The sequence below is a fragment of the Centipeda sp. (in: firmicutes) genome (assembly GCF_057271695.1).
On record NZ_DBHIVL010000056.1, the window covers coordinates 1 to 16079 of the forward strand.

Consider the following 16079-nt stretch of genomic DNA (forward strand, 5'->3'; position numbering starts at 1 on the left):
TCCTTATGAAGTCTTTTTCAATAAGGTGTTGCACTTGACTTGACAATTCGCCCTATAATATTTCTCCACAACATTTGACAAAGAGCCTTTTTTCGTAACCATTTGACAGGGGCGACGTATTCTGTGATAATGAAAGATAATGCTTTTTATGCTGTTGTATGTGTATTTTCATATTGGAGGGAACTGCCATAAACTCACTCAAAAAGAAAGACCTCTTGACGCTTGGATTTATGATGTTTTCCATCTACTTCGGCGCAGGCAATCTGATCTTCCCGCCCGCACTTGGTCAGGCGGCGGGCGACCACACACTGATGGCGATGCTGGGCTTCATGACGACGGGCATCGGTCTGCCGCTCCTCGGCATCACGGCGATCGCACTCGCGGGTGGGGAGTACGTCCCCCTGCTGCGTGCAAAGACATGGCCGATGTTTGCGACAACACTGCTCATCATTCTCTATCTCGTCATCGGGCCGCTCTTCGCGATGCCCCGTACGGGTGCTGTCTCATTCGAGATCGGCATACGCCCCTTCCTCGGCGAGGAAAATCTGGAGCTCGGTCAGTTCATCTACACAGCGATTTTCTTCGCGACATCGTACTATCTCGCGCTGAATCCAAACAAGATCATTGACCGCGTGGGCAAGATGCTGACGCCAGCACTCCTCCTCGTGCTGCTCATCCTCTTTGTGCAGGCATTCAATACACCGCTCGGAAATGTGCTTCAACCGACAGGCAACTATATTGACGCACCGTTCGCGCAGGGATTCCAGGACGGCTATCAGACGATGGATCTGCTCGCCTCCATCGCCATCGGTGCACTCGTGGCAAATGCCGTGCGCCTGCGCGGGATTACAGACAGCCACGCAATCGGTGCCGCCTGTCTCGTCTCCGGGCTCATCACTGTTGCTCTCATGGCAATCGTTTACGGTTCGCTTGCATACATCGGCGCGACGAGTTCTTCGGTGCTCGGTCACTCGGAGAACGGCGGTCAGATCCTCTCGGGCGCGGTCGGCATATTCTTCGGCTCTGCAGGCAATCTCCTGCTCGCCGTCATCATCGCCCTCGCGTGCCTGACGACCTGCTGCGGCATCACCTCGAGCGCGGCAATGTTCTTCAACAAGCTGCTGAAGGGACGCATCTCCTACGAGCGTCTGCTCCTCTTCTCGATTCTGTTCAGTTTTGCCGCATCGAATGTTGGCCTGACGCAGATTATCGCGCTCGCCGTTCCGTTCCTCGTTGTGATCTATCCGCTCGTCATCGTGTTCGTCATTCTCTCACTCTTTGACCGCGTCATCGGCTGGCGCAAGAGCATCTATCAGGGAGCAATGGCTCTGACGCTCGTGTTCTCGCTGATCGACGGTCTGCACGCGGCGGGGCTGAGCAGTGCCCCCGTCCATGCGCTGCTCGTGGAGTACATCCCGTTCTACGCCATCATGATGGGTTGGGTCTGCCCCGCGATTGTCGGCACGCTCATCGGTTGGGGTGTCTCACTCTTTCAGACAGCACCGGTGACGGTAAAGGAAGCATAGGGATACACGGATAAAACAAAAAGCGTCACCTGCACGAGTTTTCATGCAGATGACGCTTTTCTTGTGTCCAAACCGGAGCGGGCGGCTAGCGTCATGCGGTGGACATCGAATAAGTCAGCGCAGGTGACGCTTCTTTTTCTTTTTCCACTTGAGGTAGAAATAAATAATGGCAATGACGGAGCAGATGACGAAGATGAGGCTCGCCTCATGCCCGTACTCCATGAGGTCGGTCCAGTTCTCACCGAGCATCATACCTGCGTAGAGAATCGCCGCCGTCCACGGGAGCGAGCCGGCAATCGTATAGATGAAGAATCGCTTTGGATCGACACGCGCAAACCCCGCCGGCAGCGAGATAAACGTGCGGATAACGGGCAGCATACGGCTGAAGAACACCGCCTTGAGCCCGTAGCGGTCAAACCAGTCCTGTGCCGTATCGACGTGGGACTTCTTGATGAAGAAGTATTTCCCGTATTTGTCTACGAAGGGGCGTCCGCCGCGCGCGCCGACCTCATAGGCAAAGATGGAGCCGAGGAGACCGCCGACCATCCCCGCGAGCAGAGCACCAGAGAATGTCATATGCTCCGCAAAGACAAGGTAGCCCGCGAATCCAAGGATGAGTTCGCTCGGAATCGGGATGCAGGCGTTTTCCGCCGCCATGAGCACGGCGACAGCGACGTAGCCCCATGACGCAATGAACGAGAGAAAAATCTGAGAGAAATATTCCACGGCATAATCTCCTTCGGGTGTACGCAAGAAGTTCTCTACAAAAAAATCCCCAGTGCACTGCTGTACTGGAGATTCAAATCCAAAGTGGTGCCTCAGAGCGGAATCGAACCACTGACACGGGGATTTTCAGTCCCCTGCTCTACCAACTGAGCTACCGAGGCAAAAGGAAAAATGGCGACCCGGATGGGACTTGAACCCACGACCTCCGCCGTGACAGGGCGGCATTCTAACCAACTAAACTACCGGGCCGTATCTGGTGACGCGTACGGGATTCGAACCCGTGAAGCCGCCGTGAAAGGGCGGTGTCTTAACCACTTGACCAACGCGCCGAACATCATGAGAAACGGCGGAACACCCGCGGGGGGATCCGCCGCTCACTCACGAAGGCAATTATATGGGATTTTTGACCGCTTGTCAACCTCTTTTATTTGCGCTATAATGGCAGCGTTTTAGAGATTGAGACTGCTGCCGAGATTTGCCCACTGGACATCTGCAGCGTACTCCTCGAGCTCGGGCAGTTTTTCCATCAGGTAGGAATTCGTGACACGCACGAATGTCCCCTTCATGCCGAGCGACTTCGACTCGATGACGCCCGCCGACTCGAATTTACGCAGGGCATTGACGATGACCGAGCGCGTAATCTTCGCCTCGTCGGCGATGCGCGATGCGATCAGTCTGCCCTCAAACTTCCCTTGGCTTGCGAGCTCCTGCAGGATGGCGTGTGCCGCCTTGCGCTCGGAGTACGAGAGCGTCTCCACAGCGATGCGTACCGCCTCGCGCTGACGTGCCTCGACCTCGCTCTTCTGCGATGCGTCGCGCAGCATCTCCATGCCGACGACGGTCGCACCATACTCCGAGAGTAGGAGATCAGGATCCCCGAACTCCTTCTTGCCGCTTGCCACGACGAGTGTCCCCAGTCTGCGTCGCGGGCCATAGATCGGCGTGATGACGATGTTCTGCTCATGGAACATCTCCGCCATCTCTTTTTCATAGGATACGACCTCCGCATCCACGCGGATGTTGGCGTGTGTCTCCTCCAATCGGTTGAGCCAGTCCACATACTTGCGCGGGAACTGCCCCAGCTCAATTGCTTCGTTTACCATGAGATCATCGTCGTCATCGTAAAGGGCGTATCCGCAAATTTTCCCACCCTCATCCGTGATATAGACGTTCGCCTCAAGGACATTGCTCAACACGCGCGATATTCCGTCGTACTCAACGCTCTCCGAGCGCTGAAGCAGCCGATTGATCTGCCGTGTCTTTCCCAACAATGACAGCATCTGAATCCCCCTCTTTCGCGGACTGTCCGCACAGCCCGAAACAAATAACCACACCCCGTATAAAGACATTTTTCCTTCTATAAATATAATACTACTTTTTTTCCAAATTTCAAGAAAAACTTGAATGTTTTTCATCTTCTAGCGATAAAACCCTACTATTGTCCCATAGAAAGCTATGACATCTGGTGAAAAAATTTTTTCAGTGTCTTGCCTAATGGAGTGAATCATAGTATAATAACACGGTATTGCGCGTGACTTGAGTGAAGTACGCGTCGAGGAGGTGTAGCAATGGCAAGTGTATGCGAGGTCTGCGGCAAGGGTTCGATGAGCGGCAACAATGTGAGCCACTCCCATGTGAAGACGAAGCGCAAGTGGAAGCCGAATATCCAGCGTGTCCGCGCCCTTGTGAAGGGTGAGGTCAAACACGTCAATGTATGTACGCGCTGTCTGCGTTCCGGCAACGTCGAACGTGCCGTGTAAGCAATCAGTGCATAGAGGAAACCGTCCGGACTGCCGGGCGGTTTTTTCTTAAAATGAAGCTCGTCAGATTGGCACAGATTTTTCATTCGGTCGAGGATTGTGAAAGGAAGGATTCTGTTGAGCACCAATGTAAAGGAAATTTTTGCAGCAAATGAACGCTATGCGGCAGACTTTGGCGACAAGGGCAGCCTGCCCCACCATCCGACGCGGCATTTCGCCGTTGTCACCTGCATGGACTGCCGTCTCGATCCTGCAAAGTTTGCAGGACTCGCCGAGGGCGAGGCTAATGTGATCCGCAATGCGGGCGGGCGCGTCAGCGAGGATGCCATCCGCTCCCTCCTTGTCTCCTACGAAATGCTTGGAACAACCGAATGGTTCATCATTCAGCATACGCACTGCGGGATGCAGACATTTACGAACGATGAGGCGCGTGCTCGCTTTGCGGCGGATGCGGACAGGCACGGGATTGACGCGAACGCGGCGCATTACATTGACTTCATGCCAATCAGCGACACGATCGAGGAGAACCTTGTCCGCGATGTGCACCGTCTGCGCACGCATCCGCTCGTCCCCGCCTCCATCACGATTCACGGCTATATCTACGATGTGCATACGGGCCGGCTCATCGTCTGCGAGGAAGCCGAGAAGATCGGCGCAGCAACGTAATCGCACAAAAAAAGAACGCTTCACACGGAGCGTTCTTTTTTATGCCATCAATCCCTCTTCACGTGCCCACGTATTCAGTTCCCGACGAACATTCTGCCAGTCCGGGAAAAACTGATCCATGCGTGCATAGAAGCGTGCATCATGCCCGCGCACCCAGAGGTGCGTGAGCTCATGCGTGATAACGTAGCGGAGAGCACGCACGTCATACTGCGCGAGCTGAAGGTTCAGCGTGATCGCCGCCGTGCGGACATTGCAGCTGCCCCACCGCGTCTTCATCGCACGGATGCGCCAGCGTGCGGCGTGTTTGCCGACAACGGTCTCACAAGAGGGGGCTTCACGTTCGATGGCCGCCGCAAGCTCTGCACGGTAGAGCTCTTCGATTGCCGCACGCCGCACATCGACATCCGCTGTCTCCGAAACATGAAGTACAATCGTCCCATTAGCATACTCAGCGTAGGACTTTCCACGTGTAAGCGGCACGCATACAAGCGGATATTCCGTACCCCAGAGGCGTATCCGTTCCCCATCCACGTAGAGCGGTACAGGCTTCTCCGCGCACACAGCAAGAAGCCGCAGACGCTCCTCAATCCATGCGCGTCTGCGGCGGACGAAGTTCTCCATATCCCTCTGCGCCATCCGCTGCGGCACACTCAGCTCGAGGTGTCCGTCACGGACGCGAAGGTAGAGGTTCTTGATATTCTTATAGCGAATCCACGCAGGAATCCCGTCCAACACGGTACGCTGCTCCCGCACAACGCGCACACGCTTCCTCACAGCTGCCCACGCGCACGCATATCGCGCATCTTCTGTGCAACGTTGTAGATCACGCTCAGATCCTCGCGGTCAAAGGTATATGCCTCGTTGCAGAAGTGGCATTTCACCTCTGCCGTGCCATCGTCGCGCAGTGCCCGCAGATCCTCCTCGCCGAGTGTCAGCAGTCGGTCGGTGATGTAGTTCTTCGAGCAGTTGCAGCGAAACGCAAGGTCGGTGGTCGAAAGGATCTTCACATCGTCGAAGCCACCGAGGATTTTTCCGGCGATGCCCGCAGCATCCAGCCCCTCCTCGACCATGTGGGAAACAGAGGAAATCCCCTTCAGATTCTCCTCAAGACGGTCGATCACCTCGTCCGATGCGCCCGGCAGGGGCTGGATGAAGAAACCGCCCGCGCCGAGACATTTCAGCTCCGGGCTGACGAGCACGCCGAGCCCGATGGAGGACGGTGTCTGCTCGGAAGTGTAGAGATAGTTGATGAGATCCTCCGCAACCTCTCCGTTCGTAATGTCGACACTGCCCGTCACAGGCTCTTTCAGACCCGTGAAGCGCGTGACCGAGAGAACCCCCGCGCCAATGCCGCCACCCACGTCGATCTTGCCGTGGGAGTTGAGCGGCAAATGCGCGTGCGGATGGTCAACATAACCGCGCACAGAGCCCTCCGCCGTCGCGTCCGCCGTCACTGTGCCAAGCGGTCCGTCCCCCTTGAACTTCACGGTAACGGATTCCTTGTTCTTGAGATTCGCTGCAAAGAGGAGTGCGCCCGTCATCGTGCGCCCGAGTGCCGCTGCTGCGACGGGATAGCAGTCGTGCCGCCGCATCGCCTCGGCAACCACATCCGTCGTCACCGCCGCAAACGCACGTACCTCTCCATTTGCCGCCGTTGCCTTAATCAGTTGATCCATATGTATCCTTACCAATCGAGTGCGAGCTCATGCAGAACGTCGCCCGTATCTATATCAAAAATTCGAATTATCCCCTCCTCAAGCACCGCAACGGTGTTGCGCCCGTCAGGACGCTTCGAGAGTGCAGCAGATCCGGGATTGAGGAACACGGTATTGCCGCGTTTTTCGAGCACGTTGATGTGGACGTGGCCGCTGATAAAGAGGTCTGCCCGCAGATGCTTTGCCACCCTGTCCTTTTCCGCATCGGTCATGACAGCATCGCCGTGCGTGACGATGATGCGCCGCCCCTCCCATACGACGTAGGCATAGGGAGACATGACGGGCAGTTCGAGACAGCTCGCATCCACGTCGGAGTCGCAGTTGCCCTTGGCGATGATGACGGGGATCTCGGATGTGTTGATGCGCTCGATCAGCCCCATCGGATTGTAGTCCTCCTTCATCGGGTTGCGCGGTCCGTGGTAGGCGACATCGCCCGCGTGGAGAATCAGATCCGCGCCCGTGAAGAACTTCTCGCACGCGCGTACCCATGCGCCCTCATGCCCGTGCGTATCGCTGAGTATGCCGATCTTCATAGTGTCACAGCTTTCCGAGGAGACTTGCCATCTCCATTGCCGCCATCGCGGCATCCGCGCCCTTGTTGCCCGCCTTCGTGCCCGCGCGCTCAATCGCCTGTTCGATGTTCTCCGTCGTCACCACGCCAAAGATCGTCGGAACACCCGTCTGGAGGCCGACCTGTGCGACTCCCTTCGACACCTCGCTGCAGACGTAATCGTAATGCGTCGTCGAGCCGCGAATGACCGCCCCGAGGCAGAGCACCGCATCGTATTTGCCGCTCTCCGCCATCTTCTTTGCCGCAATGGGGATCTCGAACGCCCCCGGCACCCATGCTACGTCAATATCGCTGTCCGCCGTCTCGTGACGGTGGAGCGTATCGAGTGCTCCGCCGACCAGTTTACTTACGATGAACTCGTTAAAACGACCCGCCACGATGCCGAACTTCAGACCTTTTCCACTGATAAATCCTTCGATGATGTTTGCCATATCAATTTCCTCCCAATTCCTCATCGCTGAGGATATGTCCCATCTTTTCCTTCTTCACCGTCATATACTTGCGATCAAAGTCATGTGTACTCATGACGATCGGCACGCGCTCGACAATCTTCAGACCGTAGCCCTCAAGTCCCGCACGCTTCGCGGGGTTGTTTGTCATAAGGCGAATGGTCGTGAGTCCGAGGTCGGCGAGAATCTGCGCACCGAGTCCATAGTCGCGCAGATCCGGCGCAAAGCCGAGTTCGACATTCGCCTCGACCGTATCACGTCCCTGATCCTGCAGTGCGTAGGCACGCATCTTGTTCGCGAGACCGATGCCGCGCCCCTCCTGCCGCACATAGAGGACGACACCCTCGCCCTCCGCCTCGATCTGCCGCATCGCCGCCGCCAGCTGGTCGCCGCAGTCACAGCGCATCGAGCCGAGCGCATCGCCCGTCAGACACTCCGAGTGCACGCGTACGAGCACGTTCTCCTTGCCGCGCACATCGCCCTTGACAACGGCGAGATCACAGCGGCTGTTGAGCGTGTTCTCATACGCAAGCAAACGGAAATGCCCATATTTGCTTGGGAAATCCACGTCCGAAATGCGATGGACAAACGTCTCCGTATGCTTGCGGTACTCGATGAGGTCGGCGATGGTAATGATGTTTAGCCCGTGTTTTTTTGCAAATTCTTTCAGCTCAGGCGTGCGCATCATGTGCCCGTCGTCCGCCATGATCTCGCAGCACATCCCCGCAGGGAACAGCCCCGCTAGACGCGCGAGATCCACCGTCGCCTCCGTGTGCCCCGCGCGGCGCAACACACCGCCCTCGACCGTCCGCAGTGGGAAGATGTGCCCCGGACGGCGAAAATGCGCGGGCTTTGCCGCAGGGTCAATCAACATCTTCACCGTATGGCACCGCTCAAACGCGGAGATGCCCGTTGTGGTATCGTAGGCATCGACACTGACCGTGAAGGCTGTCTCGTGATTGTCCGTATTGTTCTCCACCATCTGACCGATCTCAAGTTCATCGAGACGGCTGCCCGCGATCGGTGTGCAGATCAGCCCGCGTGCGTGCGTCGCCATGAAGTTCATATGCTCGGGTGTGAGCATCTCGGCGGCAACGATAATATCGCCTTCGTTTTCACGATCCTCATCGTCCACGACAACGAGCATCTTGCCGTTCTTAATGTCCTCGATTGCCTGTGCAATCGTTGCAAAATCTGACATGCTATCTCTCCTAAAAGCCATTTTGTAAAAGGAAGTCCCGTGTAAGCCCTGTGCTCCTTACGGCAGAATTTTCGCCGCCGAGCAGCTTCAGCGCGTATTTCCCAAGGATGTCCGTCTCAATGTTCAGCGGACTGCCAATGCGCTTTGCACCGAGATTCGTCACCGTGCGTGTGTGCGGAATCAGGCTGACGGTAAAATTCGCCGCCCCCACCCGCGCAACCGTGAGGCTGATGCCGTCAAGCGCAACCGAGCCCTTCTCTACAATGCCGCGCAGAATTGCAGCGTCTGCCGCAACCGTCATCAGGATGGCGTTTCCCTCCTCGCGCATCTCCGTGATCTCTCCCACACCGTCGATGTGTCCGCTGACAAAGTGTCCGCCGAGCCGCGTCGTTGGGAGCAGCGCACGTTCGAGATTGAGCGGCGCACCGCGCATGAGCCCCGCGAGCGATGTCCGCCGTACGGTCTCGGGCATGACCGCCGCACGAAAGCCGTGCGCGTCGAACTGCGTCACCGTAAGGCAGATCCCGTTGACGGCAATGCTGTCGCCGATGTGCGCGTCCGATTGAACGAGCTTTGCACCGATGGCAATATTGCCGCCCGAAAGTCCGCCAAAGGTGCCGACTTCCTCAATGATTCCTGTAAACATGCCGCCCCCTCACTCTGCCGATGCACGCGGATCCCCCGTGACGAGAATGTCCGCGCCCAGCTGCTCAACGGTCACATCATGCAGGTGCAGTGCCGTCTGCGGACTGTCAAATCCCGTTCCACTGACAGGCGTTTTTGCTGCCGCGCCCCCCATCAGCATCGGTGCGATAAAGGCGTGCACCTTGTCCACATAGCCACCTGCAAGGAACGACCAGTTGACCGTTCCACCGCCCTCGACAAAAAGCGATGTGATCTCACGCCCACCGAGGTAGTCAAGCAGAGCGGCGATGTCCACACGCTCTGCACCGAGGGTCAGCGTCTCCACACCGCACGCATGAAGAAGCCTGACGCGCCGCTGATCGGCGCGCTCACTCACGACGATCAAGGTCGGTGCTGCACAGTCCGTCACGAGTTTTGCATCGCGCGGCGTGCGTCCCTCAGAGTCGAGCACAATCCGCAGGGGATTGCGTCCCGTACGCCCCTCAAGGCGCGTCGTAAGACTCGGATTGTCTGCAAGCACCGTACCGATGCCGACCAGAATCGCATCGTATTCGTTGCGGTACTCGTGCACACGGGCGCGTGCCGTCTCTCCCGTGATCCACTGGGACGCTCCCGTATGACTTGCAATTTTGCCGTCGAGCGTCATCGCTGTTTTGAGCGTGACAAAGGGGCGTTTCTGTGTCACCCACTTGAGGAATACCTCGTTCTGCCGTCGTGCCTCTGCCTCACACACGCCCGTTGCAACCTCGATGCCCGCCTCCTTGAGAAGGGCAAGCCCCCGTCCCGCAACGAGCGGATTCGGATCGCGCAGGGCGATAACGACACGTACAATGCCCGCCGCAATCACCGCCTCGGCGCATGGTCCCGTACGCCCGTGATGGGCGCACGGCTCGAGCGTCACATAGAGGGTCGCCCCGCGCGCGAGTTCTCCCGCCATCCGCAGGGCGTGAATCTCCGCATGCGGCTCACCCGCCGCACGATGCCACCCACTTGCGACGATCGTGCCCTCCCGTACGATGACCGCGCCGACGAGCGGATTCGGCGCCGTGCGACCGCGTGCAAACTCTGCCAGATGCAGAGCCTCGCGCATATAGGATTCGTCAATGTCGTTCATAGCAATCCCATTTCAAATAAAAATGCCGCCGGAAGAATCCTCCTCCGGCGGCACATAAATCGTCCTGACAAGACACGAACTATATTCGTGCCTCCTCTCATAGACGCGCCTTTTCTCATCCAGACTGCAAAGGCAACTGCCTTCTTCACTGTCGGCTTCGGAATTACACCGAATCGTGCCGCTCTCGCGAGTGGCTTGCGGGCTGTACCGCCGGTGGGGATTTGCACCCCGCCTCAAAGAGCATCGTTCATATGCTATTGTAACACTCTGGATTCGCCGTGTCAATCGGCAATCTTAACCGCGCTGCGCGTCTCCTCCGCACGCTGCACAACCTCGTCGAGACTGCCGCCGCAGACCGCAGCAATCGCGGCCACGACACTTCCCTCAACAACGGGACAGTCCGCCATGCGCAGGCGACGCTCCGACATCTCCTCCACAATCGTCTCGACCGTGAGGATAGAGCTGCCGGCATCCATGAGAATGACAACGCCATCCGCGCCATACACTGCGTCGATCGCCGCAACGATCCGCGCATAGCTCGTCCCGAAACCGCCGTCCTCCATGCCGCCCGCAATCGCAATGCGTGCGTCCTTTGCCATCATACGGCAGGTCTCGGCGACACCGTGGGCGAGCGCGGCACTGTGCGTTACAATCACAAGTCCGACCATATTATTTTCTCCGCTGCAAATAGCCGCCGATGCCGCACACCGCACCCGCAAGTGCTGCGGGCAGGAGTGTCGCTGCCTGTGGGACAGCCTCCAATATCATGACACCGATCGTGCGGTCATGCACGATCATCGTGCCGCCTGTCCATCCGAGAATTGCCGTGCCGAGCACCACAAGCACGGGATATTTATCCATCAGCGTGCCGATCAGCTGACTTCCGCCCACGACGATGGGGATGCTAATAATGAGACCAAGCACAACGAGCAGAAAATCGCCATGCGATGCGCCTGCAATCGCAATCACGTTGTCCACGCCCATCGCCGCATCCGCGATGATGATGGTCTTGACCGCACCCGCGAACGTATCCGCTGCATCAATATGCTCCTCGCCGCCCGACGGCTTCATCAGCTTCACCGCAATCGGCAGCAGAATGAGTCCTCCGAGTGCCTGCAGATACGGCACGGAGAGCAGCTGCACGGCGAAGAACGTCATAATGAGACGGATGATAATTGCACCCGCCGTACCGACGTAGATCGCACGCTTCCTCAGATGCATAGGGAGACGGTTCGACGCCATCGCAATGACAACGGCGTTGTCCCCCGCAAGCACAAGATCAAGAATAATAATCGAAAAGAGCGCCACAAAGAACTGCGACGAAAAGAGTTCGACTTCCACAGCTTCTCCTTATTTTGCCATCATCTTTGCGAGCTTCTGCGCAAAGGCGACGGGATTCTCCGGCAGGATGCCCTCAATCAGCAGTGCCTGCGTATAGAGCAGGTCGCAGTAGTCCTTGAACTCCTCGCTGTCCTTGCCCGCCGCGTGCAGGTCTTTCAGCTTCGCAAAGAGGTCGTGATGCGGGTTGATCTCAAGGATGCGCCGTGCCTTGAACATCGGATTGTTCATCTCGGCAAAGGTCTGCTCCATCGACAGCGACGGTCCCGCCTCATCCGCAACCAGACAGACCGCGCTCGAGCGCAGGCGCTGTGAGATCTTGACCTCGGCAACCTTGTCGCCGATGGCTTCCTTCACGTCCTTGATGAGATCGTCGTTCGCCTTGGCGATGTCCTCGGTCTCCTTCTTCGCCGCCTCGCTCTCCGCATCGCCGAGGTCGAAGTCGCCGCGGCTGATCGAGTGGAAGTTTTTCCCCTCGTACTCATGCACCGTCTCGATTGCAAACTCATCCACGGGGTCGAGCAGGAACAACACCTCAAGCCCGCGCTCGCGCAGCTGCTCCATCTGCGGCAGCTGCTCAATCGTCGCCTGATCCTTCGCCGTCGCATAGTAGATGCTCTTCTGGCTCTCGGGCATACGTTGGGCGTACTCCTTCAGAGAGACGAGAGCCCCCTCCTTCGAGCTGTGGAAGAGCAGGAGATCCTTCAGCTTGTCCACCGTGTCGCGCCCTGCATACATGCTGTTGTAGACGCCGATCTTGAGCATCCGCCCGTATTCGTTCCAGAACTTCTCGTAGTCCTCGCGGTTCTTCTCCAGTTTCTTGCCGAGCGTCTTGAGTACATTTTTCTCAAGCGCACGACCGATGGTCTTGAGCTCGCGGCTCTGCTGCAAGAGTTCACGCGAGATATTCAGCGAGAGATCGGGCGAGTCTACAAGCCCCTTGACGAAACGCAGATAGTCCGGCAGGAGATCCTTGCATTTGTCCATGATGAACACATGGCGCGAGTAAAGCTGAATCCCCGGCTCGTAGTCCGCCTGATAGAGGTTGAACGGCGCACGCGCCGGGATCTCAAGGAGTGCCGTATACTCCACTGTGCCCTCCGCCTTCGTGTGGAACACCTCCATCGGTGCTTCCCACTCGTGGAACTGGTCGCGGAAGAAATCGTTGTACTCCTCCGGCTTGATCTCGGACTTCGCACGCGTCCAGAGCGGCTGCATCGAGTTCAGCGTGCGCAGCTCCGTCTTCTTGATCTTCTCCGCGCCCTCGATGATCTTCCCCTCATCGTCGCGCGGCATCTCCTCCGTCGTGACGTTCATGCGGATCGGATAGCGCACATAGTCCGAATACTTCTTCACGAGGCTCTCGAGCTCGAACGTATCCGTGTAGTCCGTCTCGCCCTCCGTGAACTCCTTCGCGAGATGGATCGTGACCGTCGTACCGCGCTGCTCCTTCTCCGCGTCCTCGATCGTATAGCTGCCGTCGCCCGTCGACTCCCAGCGCGTCGCTTGGCTGTCGCCCGCACGGCGTGTCACAATCGTCACACGCTCCGCGACCATGAATGCCGAGTAGAAGCCCACGCCGAACTGCCCGATTAGTTCCTTGTCGGGTGTGCCGCCGCTCTCCTCCTTCGCCTTGGCGAGCTGCTCCATGAACGCCTTTGTGCCCGACTTTGCAATCGTGCCGATGTTCTCCACAACCTCCGCACGCGACATGCCGATGCCGCTGTCCGAGATTGTCAGCGTCCCCGTCTCCTTGTCGGGCACGAGGAAAATCTCATAGTTCTCATTGCCCTCAAGCATATCGCGGTTCGTCAGGCTCTCGAAATGCAGCTTGTCCATCGCATCCGACGCATTCGAAATCAGCTCACGCAGGAAAATCTCGCGATTCGTGTAGATCGAGTGGATCATCAGATCGAGCAGCTGCTTTGTCTCGGCTTGAAACTCAAATGTTTCCTTTGCCATGGTATCATTCTCCCCTTGTATTTATTGTCCTATGTATACAATTCGAAGCTCCGTATATAGTACACGAAAAATGACAAAAAGTCAAAAGCAAGTTATTCTCTGCAATCATTGAGTATCCGATTCAAAGACGCCTCCATACTGTACCGATCAAGAACGGCAGCGTGTCCGTGTGCGGCGATCCGCTCGCGCTCATCTTCGTGCGCAAGATAATATGAAATCTTTTCGATCAGTTCCGCCGTCGAGTGAAAGACCGCCATGTCCTGCTCAGGCACAAGCCCCGCATAGTCCTCGCGTTTGTCAATGAGCTGAAAACTGCCCGTCGCCATGATCTCGAACGTGCGTGGATTGACTCCCTTATGTGCAGGAAGGTGGATGTTAAGACATATTTTGGAACGCACATATAGAGAGGCTGTGCACTCTGGTGCAATACGTCCGTTGTAAAGGTATTTCATAATGTGAGGGTAATGACGCTGAAAAAGACAACTCTTCCAAAAATATTTTTTCTCATAGAAGGGACCATATATTGCCACCTTCCAGTGATTCAAGTTCGCGTGCATGCAGAACTCCTCCAGTATACGCAGTCGGTTTTTGAAAGGAGACCCCACAAAAACAATGTCAATGTCCTTTTCCTGCTGCTTTTCCGTGTATTCATAGGCTGAATTGTAACCAACTGGACAATACATGGCTTCAATATTGTGATGATTTCTCAGATAAACAACATCCCGCTTTTCAAATACAAACACACGATCATAATACGGCAGATATTCACGATCCTCGCTCTCTTTTATCGCATCGACAAACCAGCATACGGTCGGAACAGACATCTGTAAGCTCTGCAATTCCTGCGGTGTCATCACGGCACACGGGCTGCCTATAAACAATGCCAAATCCGGACGTGCTCCGCTTAGAACAGACCTCAACTTATCCCGCCATTTTTCAAGATATGCTTCTCTTCCGGCATGAAAACCAAGTTTATCCAATTTTTTTTGGGGATACGAACAAATCTCACGATACGCCTCTGTTGGAAAGAAATATACTGTATGCCCCATTTGCCGCAGACTATCTGTAATATGTAAGATGCCATCATTTCGTGAACTAATCCAGCATAGAGCATTCATCCTCGACACCTCTGCTCCACTCTCAAAACAACGCTCTCCATCAGCTTCTCCCACTGTGCCCATATTACCTCGGGCGCATAGACACGCATGGATGCACGCGCCGCCGCCCCCATCCGTACGCGCAAATCGCGGTCGCGCATGAGCACCGCCATTTTCTCTGCAAGAGGTTCTGCCCCGTCCGCTGCGAGGAGTCCACTTTCTCCGTCGCGGAGAAGTGCACGCACTGCGATACAGCTGCGAAATCCGACGGCAGGAAGTCCCATACTGAGAGCCTCGGCCAGTGCCATTCCAAAACCCTCACGTGCGCTTGGCATGACGTAGAGATCCGCCCCCTCCAGAACACGCGGCACATCCTGCGTGATCCCGCAAAAGCGGATGCGTGCAGCAAGCCCCGCCTCCTCCACCATACGCTGCAGTTTTTTCTGATAATGCCTCTTATCCTCCGCCCCCCAGAGTTCGAGCGTCCAGTTGGGAAACTCCGCCGCAATGCGTATAAATGCCTGAATGAGCAAATGCGGCTGTTTGATGTTGCGGACGAGCCGTCCGACAAAGACGACCTTATATGTTTCCTTCTCACGCGCCAGATCTGCCTGCTGTGCATACTGCGGAACGACATTGCCAATGACCTCGACCCGCACGGGAAAACCGGCGACATAGTCCCGAATCGGCTCTGCAAACGCAGGGAGGAGCGCCTGACAGACAGCGGCGTGACGAAGCGATGCCACTTCGGCATCGGGATAGTTGTAGAAGTAGTCTCTTGTATCCCCATGTGCCATGATGATCACAGGTGTCTTGATCCCAAGATCGCATAGAAACGTCTTTGCAGAGGCGATTTGAAAGCATATGACAAGATCCGGTCGCGCCTCCGCAAGAACCTCCCGAATCTGCGGATGCAGATATTTTTCGATAAATTCGTTATTGACCAAATGTCCATATCGCTGACCGAACGTACGCAGAACCTCGCGCTTAATCTTGAGCGCAGTCGGGAACGTGCAGTGCTTTCCGCGAAAATGCTGGAGATTGTATGCAGTGACACGCTCGTTGAGTGGGTAGAAAAACGCTCCCTCGCGGTCGTCCGTATAGACCGTCGTCACCGTATGACCACGTCGCACCATCTCATTCGCAAACGCGGCATTCACCTTCGCCGCACCGCCCGTATCTCCGACCATCTTTGAGAAATTCGCCAGCAGTATCCGCATTGTGGCTCTCCCATCTCATTATCTTCCTTTGTATTAGGGAAGCACTGATAAATTCAGCCACGCCATCTTGACGCATCTTTTTTGCCCGA

General features: G+C 56.4%; 17 protein-coding genes, 3 tRNA genes and 1 riboswitch. Of the genes, 3 read left to right on the forward strand and 17 right to left on the reverse strand.

Translation table 11 applies throughout. The features are described 5' to 3' along the window. Positions 1-158: 158 nt before the first annotated feature. Positions 159-1526 (forward strand): branched-chain amino acid transport system II carrier protein, encoded by a 1368-nt coding sequence (brnQ, locus tag ACO6BQ_RS08965; RefSeq protein WP_489120523.1) that lies wholly within the window; start codon positions 159-161, stop codon positions 1524-1526. A gap of 114 nt (positions 1527-1640) precedes the next feature. On the opposite strand, the gene ACO6BQ_RS08970 is transcribed toward brnQ, so the two are convergent. The 5 genes from ACO6BQ_RS08970 to codY form a co-directional block, all read right to left on the reverse strand. After that, positions 1641-2252, reverse strand: a complete 612-nt coding sequence (locus tag ACO6BQ_RS08970) for a DedA family protein (RefSeq protein ID WP_489120524.1) — start codon at positions 2250-2252, stop codon at positions 1641-1643. A gap of 85 nt (positions 2253-2337) precedes the next feature. Beyond that, a tRNA-Phe gene (locus tag ACO6BQ_RS08975) sits at positions 2338-2413 on the reverse strand. An 11-nt stretch (positions 2414-2424) separates the two neighbouring features. Next, positions 2425-2501, reverse strand: a tRNA-Asp gene (locus ACO6BQ_RS08980). Between the two features lie 5 nt (positions 2502-2506). Next, positions 2507-2581 (reverse strand) — tRNA-Glu (locus ACO6BQ_RS08985). 120 nt (positions 2582-2701) lie between these two features. Next, entirely contained in the window at positions 2702-3532 is an 831-nt protein-coding gene (codY, locus tag ACO6BQ_RS08990) for a GTP-sensing pleiotropic transcriptional regulator CodY (RefSeq protein ID WP_489120525.1), read from the reverse strand. A 288-nt stretch (positions 3533-3820) separates the two neighbouring features. On the opposite strand from codY, the gene rpmB reads away from it, so the two are divergent. Both rpmB and ACO6BQ_RS09000 read left to right on the forward strand, forming a co-directional pair. After that, positions 3821-4012, forward strand: coding sequence for a 50S ribosomal protein L28 (rpmB, locus tag ACO6BQ_RS08995; RefSeq protein WP_489120527.1), 192 nt, complete (start codon positions 3821-3823; stop codon positions 4010-4012). Between the two features lie 117 nt (positions 4013-4129). Then, positions 4130-4678: a beta-class carbonic anhydrase gene (locus ACO6BQ_RS09000; protein WP_489120528.1), complete on the forward strand. Its 549-nt coding sequence runs from the start codon at positions 4130-4132 to the stop codon at positions 4676-4678. A gap of 39 nt (positions 4679-4717) precedes the next feature. Here the strand turns inward: ACO6BQ_RS09000 and ACO6BQ_RS09005 are convergent, their stop codons facing one another. The 12 genes from ACO6BQ_RS09005 to ACO6BQ_RS09060 form a co-directional block, all read right to left on the reverse strand. Next, positions 4718-5452, reverse strand: coding sequence for a M48 family metallopeptidase (locus ACO6BQ_RS09005; RefSeq protein ID WP_489120529.1), 735 nt, complete (start codon positions 5450-5452; stop codon positions 4718-4720). Next, positions 5449-6354: an Hsp33 family molecular chaperone HslO gene (hslO, locus tag ACO6BQ_RS09010; RefSeq protein WP_489120530.1), complete on the reverse strand. Its 906-nt coding sequence runs from the start codon at positions 6352-6354 to the stop codon at positions 5449-5451. The genes ACO6BQ_RS09005 and hslO overlap by 4 nt, the downstream gene beginning before the upstream one ends. An 8-nt stretch (positions 6355-6362) precedes the next feature. Further along, on the reverse strand, positions 6363-6926 hold the full coding sequence (gene yfcE / locus ACO6BQ_RS09015; RefSeq protein ID WP_489120531.1) for a phosphodiesterase: 564 nt from the start codon (positions 6924-6926) through the stop codon (positions 6363-6365). Between the two features lie 4 nt (positions 6927-6930). Further along, on the reverse strand, positions 6931-7395 hold the full coding sequence (ribH, locus tag ACO6BQ_RS09020; protein ID WP_489120532.1) for a 6,7-dimethyl-8-ribityllumazine synthase: 465 nt from the start codon (positions 7393-7395) through the stop codon (positions 6931-6933). Between the two features lies 1 nt (position 7396). Next, the gene (locus ACO6BQ_RS09025; protein ID WP_489120534.1) at positions 7397-8614 is read right to left on the reverse strand and encodes a bifunctional 3,4-dihydroxy-2-butanone-4-phosphate synthase/GTP cyclohydrolase II; all 1218 of its coding nucleotides are present in this window, start codon (positions 8612-8614) and stop codon (positions 7397-7399) included. Between the two features lie 10 nt (positions 8615-8624). Then, a complete protein-coding gene (locus ACO6BQ_RS09030; protein WP_489120535.1) occupies positions 8625-9260 on the reverse strand; it encodes a riboflavin synthase in 636 nt (211 codons plus the stop codon). Positions 9261-9269: 9 nt separating this feature from the next. Further along, positions 9270-10373, reverse strand: coding sequence for a bifunctional diaminohydroxyphosphoribosylaminopyrimidine deaminase/5-amino-6-(5-phosphoribosylamino)uracil reductase RibD (gene ribD, locus ACO6BQ_RS09035; protein WP_489120537.1), 1104 nt, complete (start codon positions 10371-10373; stop codon positions 9270-9272). Positions 10374-10476: 103 nt separating this feature from the next. Beyond that, positions 10477-10617, reverse strand: a riboswitch (FMN riboswitch). A gap of 37 nt (positions 10618-10654) precedes the next feature. Further along, a complete protein-coding gene (gene dhaM, locus ACO6BQ_RS09040; protein WP_489120538.1) occupies positions 10655-11041 on the reverse strand; it encodes a dihydroxyacetone kinase phosphoryl donor subunit DhaM in 387 nt (128 codons plus the stop codon). Between the two features lies 1 nt (position 11042). Beyond that, positions 11043-11714 (reverse strand): TerC family protein, encoded by a 672-nt coding sequence (locus tag ACO6BQ_RS09045; RefSeq protein WP_489120539.1) that lies wholly within the window; start codon positions 11712-11714, stop codon positions 11043-11045. A gap of 9 nt (positions 11715-11723) precedes the next feature. After that, positions 11724-13673 carry a molecular chaperone HtpG gene (gene htpG, locus ACO6BQ_RS09050; RefSeq protein ID WP_489120540.1) on the reverse strand — a complete coding sequence of 650 codons (1950 nt, stop codon included), beginning with the start codon at positions 13671-13673 and terminating at the stop codon, positions 11724-11726. Positions 13674-13765: 92 nt separating this feature from the next. Further along, a complete protein-coding gene (locus tag ACO6BQ_RS09055) occupies positions 13766-14845 on the reverse strand; it encodes a CgeB family protein (RefSeq protein WP_489120541.1) in 1080 nt (359 codons plus the stop codon). Next, positions 14788-15990, reverse strand: coding sequence for a glycosyltransferase (locus ACO6BQ_RS09060; protein ID WP_489120542.1), 1203 nt, complete (start codon positions 15988-15990; stop codon positions 14788-14790). Before ACO6BQ_RS09060 ends, ACO6BQ_RS09055 begins: the two co-directional genes overlap by 58 nt. Between the last annotated feature and the right edge of the window lie 89 nt (positions 15991-16079).